We start from the raw sequence: 9,783 nt of genomic DNA, 5'->3' as shown, positions 1-9,783 counted from the left end.
TTTGTAATCAGCAGGAAGCATTTCGAAAGCGCAGATGCCTTGAAACACGTGGGTTTGCACCCGCTCGGTGGCTTCCTTGGATGGGGGAACTTCGGTCTAAACTGGAATCTCCTGGCCGGTGGTCGTCACCGGCCAGGTTGTACGAGGGAGATTCCATATGTTGCGAAAAATCATGGTTACCGCGGCAATGCTCGCCGCGTTCGGTCACGCGTATGCGGCGGTCGATATCAATACGGCCAACGAAGCTGGGCTGCGTGGCATCAAGGGCATCGGTCCGGCTAAAGCGAAAGCGATTCTCGAAGAACGCGACGCCCACGGTCCGTTCAAGGATCCGGCGGATCTCAGCAAACGCGTCAAGGGCATGGGCGGGCATACCGTCGAGCGCCTGCAGGCGGAGGGTCTCGCTGTCGGTTCGGCTGGCGCTGCTACTAGCGCACAGGCTGCGGCGCCGGTGCAAGGCAAGGCCGCGACTTCTACGGCTGCCGCCGCTGCGGCGGCAGGCGCGCAGAAGAGCGGCGCGGCGGTGGTGGTGAAGAAATAGGCTCCTGCGGCGGCACGTGCTTGCCCCCGTGCCGCCGTATGGATGACGTCCTTTCTGGTTGGAGTCGGCACAGCACACTCCTTCAGCCGTCGTTCAGATGACTGGCTCCCGCGGTTCTCGGCCGCGGGCTTTTTGCGTTGCACGCCGGCTTATATCGCGACGTTATATCGGCATGCCTACGCGACGGTGCATCCATGCCGCTAACAGGGCCGCACGGCAAGCCGGGGCACGGTGGTTTAGAATCGTTGCATTGAAGACTCCGCGCAGCGACTGCACCGTACCCCCATATGGCTTACAAAACGATTGAAGACACGATCGGCAATACGCCGCTCGTACAACTCGTCCGCCTGCCCGACGACGAGATCCGCAGCCGCAATAACGTGATCCTCGGCAAGCTCGAAGGCAACAATCCGGCGGGCTCGGTGAAAGACCGCCCGGCGCTGTCGATGATCAAGAAGGCTGAATTGCGCGGCCGCATCAAGCCGGGTGATACGCTGATCGAGTCCACCAGCGGCAATACTGGCATCGCGCTCGCCATGGCAGCGGCGATCCGCGGCTACAAGATGGTGCTGATCATGCCGGAAGATCTGTCCGTCGAGCGCCGTCAGAGTATGGCTGCCTACGGTGCGCAGATTGTGCTGACGCCGGTCACGGGCGGCATGGAATACGCGCGCGATCTCGCCGAGCAGATGCAGCGCGAAGGCAAGGGCATCATCCTCGATCAGTTTGCGAATCCGGACAACCCGCTCGCTCACTACGAAACGACCGGCCCCGAAATCTGGCAGGAAACCGAGGGCCGCATTACGCACTTCGTTTCCGCCATGGGCACGACCGGCACGATCATGGGCGTGTCGCAGTATCTGAAAGAACAGAATCAGGCGGTGGAAATTATCGGTGCGCAGCCGGAAGAGGGCTCGCGCATTCCGGGTATCCGCAAGTGGCCGGAAGCGTATCTGCCGAAGATCTTCGATCGCAGCCGGGTCGATCGCGTCGAGAACGTGAGCCAGGCGGCTTCCGAAGCGATGGCGCGCAAAATGGCTGCGGTGGAAGGGATCTTCTGCGGTATTTCGGCAGCCGGTGCGTGCGAAGTGGCCTTGCGGATCGCCCGGCAAGTGGAGAACGCGACCATCGTGTTCGTGGTGTGCGATCGCGGTGACCGCTATTTGTCCACGGGTGTCTTCCCTGCGTAAGCCAGGGCAGGGCTTGATGCTCTGACGCTTCGCCAAAGCTTCTCCAAACAAAAGCGCCGGTCACGACCGGCGCTTTTGTCTTCAGGCAGTTCTAACGGATCGAACCGCTTGAACCGCTCGCGGGACGCTTACTGCGCATCCGGTGCGGGGCCTGGTATCGGAGCGGGCGTCTGCAAGGCCCTCTGCACAGCACCCGGAGCAGTTCCCGGTGTAGCGCCGGGCGCCGGCATGCCCATCGGCGCAGGCGCCGTACCCGGCGGCACCGAAGGCGGCGCGACCGAGGTGGGTGCGCCATTGCTGTCCAGATCGCCGGATGCTATCAGTTGCGCCTTGATCTTCTGGCCGAGCTGATACACCGAGAGCGCATAGAAGAAGCTGCGGTTATAGCGCGTCAGCACGTAGAAATTCTTCAACCCCAGCTTGTATTCGGTAGGCAGTCCGGGCGAGGGCAGGTCAACGATCGTCACCGGCGTGCCGGCTTCCGAGGCCATATCCAGACCCGGCTGGTTCATCAGCATGCCGGCGCGCAGCAGTTGTTGCAGTGGCCAATGCGGTTCGGGCTGGCCGTCGGCGGCAGCCAGGGCAATGCCCTGGCTGCCGGCATCCGAACCGATTTCCCACACCACCGGACGGCCGTTCTCCCAGCCGTTCTGCTTCAGATAATTCGCTACGCTGCCAATTGCGTCGGCCTGGCTGGTGCGCAAGTCGATCTGCTTGTTGCCGTCATACGAGATCGCATACTGCACGATGCTGCTCGGCAGAAACTGCGGAATACCGATTGCGCCGGTGTACGAGCCGAGCACCGTGGTGGGGTCGATTTGCGAGTCGCGGGTCCAGACCAGATAGTCTTCGAGATTCTTGCGGAAGGTCTGCTCGCGATCGGCACGATTCGGCGTGTTCGGGTAATCGAAGGCGAGCGTGGTCAGTGCGTCGAGCACCCGGAAGTTGCCCATGAAGCGCCCATAGATGGTCTCCACGCCGAGAATGCCGACGATCACCTCGGGCGGCACGCCGAATTCCTCATAGGCGCGCTGCAGCGTGGCCTCGTTGTTACGCCAGAAACGCACGCCCGCGTTGATGCGGACGGGGTCGAGGAAACGCGACTGATACACGCGCCAGTTCTTCACCGACGGCGAGGGCGACGGCGTGACGAGCTTGACCGCGGTCGTCGAATAGCTGACACCGGCGAACAACGTATGCAGCGCGGCCGGATCGAAGTCGTAGCGCGCCACCATGTCGTTGATGAAACCGTCAACGTCCGGGTTGTTTGCATAGCGCTGCGGGATGATCTCTTCTTCGAAGGTCTGGCCTTGCGGTACCGCCTGTTGCGGCTGAGCTTGCGTCACCAGCAGCGGCCGTTTGGGGGCACTCGTCTGCGCCTCGGCCGGACTGGCTGCCGCGAACACGCACCATGCGACGGATAGTGCGGTGGCCACTTTCTGGGTACGTAGCCGGTTTCGTGCGGACAGGGCAAGCTTGACGGTCATAGTGGACTGGGAGCGCGGTGCGAAGGATACAAGACGGTTACAAAAGGATACGGGGCAGTATACCCGAGGCCCATTGCAGAACTGTGCAGAACCGTTGCTGCGGCGTGCCCCGGGCACGTGGTGTGGTAACTTGACGGTGTTGGGCGCGCCATGCGTGCGCGCCTTTGGACGGAGACACGCCGTGCGCGCTCGCGCGACGCGCCGCAGAAGAGAATCATGGCAACAGCCTTTTATTCCCACCCAGATTGCCTGCTTCACGAGATGGGCGAATGGCATCCTGAATGTCCGGCTCGCCTGCAGGCAATTGAAGATCAACTGATCGCGAGCCGTATCGACTCGCTGATCGAGCGCGAGTCGCCGCCGCTTGTCGACGAGGCCGCGCTGCTGCGCGTGCATACCCAGGCGCATGTCGATTACATCCGCAGCCGGTCGCCTGAGGAGGGCTACGCGGAGATCGACCCGGACACGTCGATGAATCCGCATACCTGGCAGGCCGCCTTGCGCGCCGCCGGCGCTGCGGTGGCCGCCACCGACGCGGTGATCGAGGGGCGTTACGACAACGCGTTCTGCAGCGTGCGGCCACCTGGCCACCACGCGGAGCCGGCTCGCGCCATGGGCTTCTGCTTTTTTAACAACGTCGCGATTGCCGCGCGCCACGCGCTGGAAGTGCATGGCCTGCAACGGGTCGCGATTATCGATTTCGATGTTCATCATGGCAACGGCACCGAGGCCGCTTTTTCCGGCGACTCGCGGGTGCTGATGTGCAGCTTCTTCCAGCATCCGTTCTATCCATTTAGCGGCGCTGACAACCAGGCGCCCAATATGGTCAACGTGCCGATGCCGGCGCGCTCCAAGGGCATGGAAGTGCGCGAGGCGGTGGATATGATGTGGCTGCCGCGCCTGCACGCGTTCAAGCCGGAGATGCTCTTCGTCTCGGCGGGCTTCGACGCGCATCGCGAGGACGATCTCGGCAACATGGGGCTCGTCGAAAACGATTACGCGTGGCTGACCGATCAGGTTCGCGATATCGCCAACCGCTATGCACGAGGGCGGATCGTGAGCTGTCTGGAGGGCGGCTACAACCTGTCGGCGCTTGGGCGCAGTGTGGTTGCTCATGTGCGGGCGCTGGCGGGGATCTGAGCGGCGGTGCGACGTCAGGGCGTCAAAGCATCTGGATTGAGCAAACCGAGGGCGGATCATGAATGCAAATGGGCAGACCTCCAGTACTCCTGACACCGGCGTCGTAGGAGCGGGTGGCGCAACAACTCGCACTGCCGGAACTGATACCGCAGAGGTCAACGTCACCGAAACCAGCGTCGCAGAGCCCAAAGGCGCAGCAACCAATCTTGCAGCGCCCAACACCGCGCTCGTCGAGGTGACGCACGACGCCTATGGCGTACCCGGCGTCGTGCGTTTGACGCTGAACCGGCCGGAGGCGTTTAACGCGTTGTCCGAAGCCTTGCTTGACGCATTGCAGGCGAGCCTTGCGTCGATCGCGCAAACGGACACGCGCGTCGTGGTGATTGCGGGCGCGGGTCGCGCGTTTTGCGCGGGACACGATCTGAAGGAAATGCGTGCGACGCCCTCGCTCGCGTACTACCAGGCGCTGTTCGAACGTTGTACGAAGCTGATGCTGACGATCCAGCGTTTGCCGCAGCCTGTGATTGCGCGCGTGCACGGCATTGCGACCGCGGCGGGATGCCAGCTCGTAGCGATGTGCGATCTGGCGGTCGCGGCCGATACGGCGCGCTTTGCGGTGTCGGGTGTCAACCTCGGGCTGTTTTGCTCGACCCCGTCGGTGCCGCTATCGCGCAACCTGTCACGCAAGACGGCGCTCGAAATGTTATTGACCGGCGAATTCATCGACGCACACGAAGCGCGTCAGCAAGGTCTCGTCAACCGTGTGGTCCCTGACGGCGAGCTCGATGCAGCGGTCGCGGCGCTCGCCTCGAGCATCTGCGCAAAGCCCGTCGAAGCGGTGCGCGCGGGCAAAGGCCTGTTTTACCGCCAACTCGAGATGGGTGTCGAAGCGGCCTACCAGCTGGCCGGTCAGACGATGGCCTGCAACATGATGGAAGCGTCGGCGCTCGAAGGCGTGCAGGCTTTCATCGACAAGCGCGCGCCGGACTGGCGCCGCTGAGGCTCCCTTTCGCGGCGCCCGCTCAACCTCTGCGCGCCTCGATCCACGTCAGCAGCTCGCCGATCACCCGGTCGCGGTCGAGGTCGTTCATCGTTTCGTGATAACTCGCATCATGAAGCGTGAGCGTTTTGTCCGGCGAACCGGCATGCTGACCAAACGCGCGGCTGCCGTCCGGTTCCGTGAGCTTGTCGGCGGTGCCGTGATACACCAGCAAGGGCACCCGCAAATCCGCACGGCCACGTTCGATGCGCGCCATCGCCAGCAGAATTTCCGCACCGGTGCGAGCCGGAATCGACCCGTGATGCACCAGCGGATCATTGCGGTTCGCCTCGACAATTTCGGGGTTGCGCGACAGCAGCGCCGCGTCGATCTTCATGGCGGGAAAGCCGGGCCAGACGCGGCTGATGATCTGGCTCATCGTCAACATCCAGCGTGGCACGTCACGCCCCGGCGCGAGCGCGGGACTCGACAGGATGAGACCCGCGAGCCGGTAGCCGCTGGTAGGCAGACGCTCGATCGCATACAGCGCGGCAATCGCGCCACCCATGCTGTGGCCCATCAGGAACAGGGGCACGTCGTCGTGTGCCGCGACGCTGAGCAGAGCCTCGGCGTCGAGCAGGTAGTCGTCGAAGCGATCGATACGTGCGCGCTTGCCGGGCGCGTGCCCGTGGCCGCGCAGATCGATGGCGAGCAGTTCGATGCCCGCCGCGTTCAGCCGCTCGGCGAGCGCCGCGTAACGGCCGGCGTGTTCGGCGAGGCCGTGCAACAGTGCGACCCTCGCCCGCCGGCCACCGGTGGCCGGCCACCGGTACAGCGGCAGTTCGATTCCGTCACGGGTCATGACGACCGAGAGCGCCGCGCAGCCGTCTCGCGAGTCGCCGTCCCGCGTGTCACCGTCCCGTTTTGGGACGCCTGCAGCGACCCGTGGGTGCGGGCGAGCGTCGTTGTACTGGGTAGTCTCCATGTCCGCCGTCGTTGTGGTTTTGATTGGCCCGATCATAGTCGGACGCAAGTCACACGCGCGAGCGTCGCATGCGGGGGTACGCCTCTAATTCCTTTGGGTTATGAAAAAATCGAAATTGATTATTAAAGGCAATGACGACGCTGCGGTAGAATTGCGGATCAAAACCCAATAAAAGTAACGGCGGCCGCTTGTCGGGAGCGCATCCACGCTCGCTGGCAGTCCCGCCGTTTCGTTTTTTCATGATCGAAATACGCAATATCTCCCAGCGTTTTGCCGGACCGCGGGGCTGGGTCGAGGCGCTGCACAATGTCAACCTGTCGATTCCGGCGGGCGAGGTGTTTGGCATCATCGGCCGCAGCGGCGCTGGCAAGAGTACGCTCGTGCGCACCATTAACCTGCTCACGCGCCCGACCGAAGGCAACATCGTCATCAACGGACGCGATCTCACCACGCTGTCCGCCGCGCAGCTGCGCGAGGCGCGGCGCGAGATCGGCATGATCTTCCAGCATTTCAACCTGCTGTCGTCGCGCACGGTGTACGAGAACGTCGCGCTGCCGCTGGAGCTGGCGGGGCTGAAGCGCGCTGAGATCGAAGCGAACGTGTTGCCGCTGCTCGAACTTGTGGGGCTCACTGCGCAGAAAGACCGCTATCCGGCACAGATCAGCGGCGGACAGAAACAGCGGGTGGGCATTGCCCGGGCGCTGGCGAGCAAGCCAAAGGTGTTGCTATCCGACGAGGCAACCTCGGCGCTCGACCCGGAAACCACCCGCTCGATTCTTGAACTGCTCAAGCGCATCAATCGCGAACTCGGTCTGACCATCGTGCTGATCACGCACCAGATGGACGTGATCAAGCAGGTCTGCGACCGCGTCGCGGTACTGGATGCCGGCCGGGTCGTCGAACACGGCAAGGTCATTGATGTGTTCCTGCAACCGCATCACGAAGTGACTCGCGCGCTGATCGGCGACGTGATTGCCCAGGAGTTGCCACCTGCACTGAAGGCGCGCGTCGCCGAGCGTCTGAAGACTGGCAGCGGCCATCTGCTGCGCCTCGCGTTCACCGGCACGGGCGTCGATCAGCCGATCCTCTCGGAAACGATTCGCCGCTTCGAACTCGACTTCAACATCCTGCACGGCCAGATCGATGAGATCCAGGGGCAGGCGTTCGGCTCGCTCGCGGTACTGGCGGGTGGCGAAGCGGTGAATGTGGCGCAGGCGCTGGCGTACCTGCGCGAACAGGGTGTGGTGGTGGAGGAGATGTCGTATGTTGAGTGAAATGTTCGATATGTTCGTCCAGTCGTTCTGGGAGACGCTCATCATGGTGGGCATCTCGGGGCTCGTGGGCGCGCTGGTCGGTTTGCCGCTGGGTGTGCTGCTTTATCTGACGGACCGTCAGGGCGTGTTGCAGAACGTCGGGCTCAATCGTTCGATGGGCGTCGTGATCAACGCGGTACGTTCGACACCGTTCATCATTTTGCTGGTCGCGGTGATTCCGTTCACCCGGCTGGTGGTCGGGTCTTCGATTGGGACTGCGGCGGCAGTCGTGCCGCTGACGATCGCCGCTGCGCCGTTCATCGCGCGCCTCGTGGAAACGGCGCTGCGCGAGGTGGACCGCGGCCTGATCGAAGCCGCTCAGGCAATGGGCGCAACCACGAGCCAGATCGTCTTCAAGGTGCTGCTGCCCGAATCGTGGCCCGGTGTGGTCGCGGGTCTGACGATCACGTTCGTTTCACTGGTCGGCTACTCGGCGATGGCCGGAGCGATCGGCGGCGGTGGTCTCGGCGATCTGGGCATCCGCTACGGCTATCAGCGCTACGAGCCGGACGTGATGTGGACGGTCGTGTTGATCCTGATCGTGTTCGTGCAACTGGTGCAGTCGTTCGGGGATTGGCTCGTGCGGCGCTTGAGCCATAAGTAAGACGCAAATAAGCGGCAAATGAAACGCCGCGCCTAAAACAAGGGTTATCGGAACCCGCTCGAAGAGAATTGGAGAAGGCCAGTCATGCAACGTCGTTTCTTTCTGAAGGTGGCCGCCGTGCTCTGCGCCGCAGCGCTCTTCGCCGCGAATACGGCGGCTTACGCCGACGACACGATCAAGGTCGGCGTCACCGGCGGTCCGCATGCGGAGCTGATGGAAGTCGTGAAGGGCGTCGCGGCGAAAAACGGTTTGAACATCAAGATCGTCGAATTTGCGGACTACGTGCAGCCAAATGCGGCGCTTGCCAGCGGCGATCTGGAGGCCAACAGCTATCAGCATGATCCCTACCTCGAGGCGCAGGTGAAGGATCGTGGTTACAAGCTGATCAGGATCGCAGACACGGTGACCTTCCCGATGGGCATTTACTCGAAGAAGATCAAGTCGCTCGCGGAGTTGCAGTCCGGTGCGAAGATCGCCGTGCCGAATGATCCGACCAACGGCGGCCGTGCCTTGTTGCTGTTGCAGAAGGAGGGCTTGCTGAAACTGCGCGCCGATGCCGGCCTGAAGGCAACGCCGCTCGACATCGTCGACAACCCGAAGAAACTGAAGATCGTCGAACTCGACGCCGCGCAGATTCCGCGCTCGCTCGGCGATGTCGATGCGGCCGCGATCAACACCAACTATGCGATGCAAGCGGGACTGAACCCTAAAAAGGACGCGATCGCGATCGAAGATCCGAAGGGCCCGTATGTGAATATCCTCGCGATCCGCGAAGCTGATCGCAACAAGCCGTGGGTGGCGAAGCTGGTCGCGGCGTACCATTCGCCGGAAGTGAAGCAGTACATCGACACAAAATACGGCGGTGCGGTGATTGCCGCGTGGTGAGTTGGGTGGGTCACCCAAATGGGTGATGCAACCGGGCGGCGCATCGCGTGATCATGGCAGCATCAGAACCGTCATCGATGGCAAATGATGAATTAGAGTCGTAAGTCTTAACCCGGGGTTGTCGTCCGGGTTTTTTCGGGATTAAAATAGAACGACCGTTCGTTATTGCTGTCACGCCGCTGAGGAGCGCTATCCTCGATGTAAACCAGCCTGCGACACGGCTGCCTTAAAGGGGCAGTCGCTATAATGTGCGTTGGGTTGACGTATTCGTAACTTTGGAGCGTGTGCATGAAAATCCTGGTGCCAGTCAAGAGAGTGGTCGATTACAACGTGAAAGTCCGGGTGAAGTCGGACGGTACGGGCGTCGACATTGCAAATGTAAAGATGTCGATGAACCCGTTCGACGAGATCGCCGTGGAAGAAGCGGTGCGTCTGCGGGAAGCGGGCGTGGCGACGGAAGTGATCGCCGTGTCAGCGGGCGTGACTCAGGCGCAGGAAACGCTGCGCACGGCGCTGGCGATCGGCGCGGATCGCGCGATCCTGATCGAGTCGTCGGAAGATCTCCAGCCGCTGGCTGTCGCCAAGCTGCTGAAGGCGCTGGTCGACAAGGAACAGCCTTCGCTGATCATTCTGGGCAAGCAGGCCATTGACGACGATTC

At 62.5% G+C, this 9,783-nt stretch carries 10 protein-coding genes; 8 read left to right on the top strand and 2 right to left on the bottom strand.

Translation table 11 applies throughout. The features are described 5' to 3' along the window. Nucleotides 1–157 precede the first annotated feature (157 nt). A complete protein-coding gene (locus P3T40_RS44590) occupies nt 158–541 on the top strand; it encodes a ComEA family DNA-binding protein (protein WP_429274037.1) in 384 nt (127 codons plus the stop codon). Nucleotides 542–828: 287 nt separating this feature from the next. Beyond that, nucleotides 829–1,731 (top strand): cysteine synthase CysM, encoded by a 903-nt coding sequence (gene cysM / locus P3T40_RS44585; protein ID WP_429274036.1) that lies wholly within the window; start codon nt 829–831, stop codon nt 1,729–1,731. Between the two features lie 128 nt (nt 1,732–1,859). Here the strand turns inward: cysM and mltB are convergent, their stop codons facing one another. Then, nucleotides 1,860–3,218, bottom strand: coding sequence for a lytic murein transglycosylase B (mltB, locus tag P3T40_RS44580; RefSeq protein ID WP_429274035.1), 1,359 nt, complete (start codon nt 3,216–3,218; stop codon nt 1,860–1,862). A gap of 216 nt (nt 3,219–3,434) precedes the next feature. Between mltB and P3T40_RS44575 the strand changes: the two genes are divergently transcribed. Together P3T40_RS44575 and P3T40_RS44570 are read left to right on the top strand one after the other, a co-directional pair. Beyond that, entirely contained in the window at nt 3,435–4,358 is a 924-nt protein-coding gene (locus P3T40_RS44575) for a histone deacetylase family protein (RefSeq protein ID WP_429274034.1), read from the top strand. 58 nt (nt 4,359–4,416) lie between these two features. Next, nucleotides 4,417–5,358, top strand: coding sequence for an enoyl-CoA hydratase (locus tag P3T40_RS44570; protein ID WP_429274033.1), 942 nt, complete (start codon nt 4,417–4,419; stop codon nt 5,356–5,358). A 22-nt stretch (nt 5,359–5,380) separates the two neighbouring features. On the opposite strand, the gene P3T40_RS44565 is transcribed toward P3T40_RS44570, so the two are convergent. Beyond that, on the bottom strand, nt 5,381–6,199 hold the full coding sequence (locus P3T40_RS44565; RefSeq protein ID WP_429274038.1) for a lysophospholipase: 819 nt from the start codon (nt 6,197–6,199) through the stop codon (nt 5,381–5,383). Nucleotides 6,200–6,561: 362 nt separating this feature from the next. On the opposite strand from P3T40_RS44565, the gene P3T40_RS44560 reads away from it, so the two are divergent. From P3T40_RS44560 to P3T40_RS44545, 4 genes are all read left to right on the top strand, one after another. Continuing rightward, complete coding sequence (locus P3T40_RS44560; protein ID WP_429274032.1) at nt 6,562–7,596, top strand: methionine ABC transporter ATP-binding protein; 1,035 nt, start codon at nt 6,562–6,564, stop codon at nt 7,594–7,596. Next, nucleotides 7,586–8,239 carry a methionine ABC transporter permease gene (locus tag P3T40_RS44555; RefSeq protein ID WP_429274031.1) on the top strand — a complete coding sequence of 218 codons (654 nt, stop codon included), beginning with the start codon at nt 7,586–7,588 and terminating at the stop codon, nt 8,237–8,239. The genes P3T40_RS44560 and P3T40_RS44555 overlap by 11 nt, the downstream gene beginning before the upstream one ends. Before the next feature lie 84 nt (nt 8,240–8,323). After that, nucleotides 8,324–9,124: a MetQ/NlpA family ABC transporter substrate-binding protein gene (locus P3T40_RS44550; RefSeq protein WP_429274030.1), complete on the top strand. Its 801-nt coding sequence runs from the start codon at nt 8,324–8,326 to the stop codon at nt 9,122–9,124. Nucleotides 9,125–9,412: 288 nt separating this feature from the next. Beyond that, nucleotides 9,413–9,783 (top strand): electron transfer flavoprotein subunit beta/FixA family protein (locus P3T40_RS44545; protein WP_429274029.1); only part of this gene is annotated, 371 nt, incomplete at its 3' end.

This window comes from Paraburkholderia sp. EB58 (genome assembly GCF_050436665.1).
Lineage (GTDB): Bacteria > Pseudomonadota > Gammaproteobacteria > Burkholderiales > Burkholderiaceae > Paraburkholderia.
This window is presented reverse-complemented; position numbering and strand designations above follow the sequence as displayed.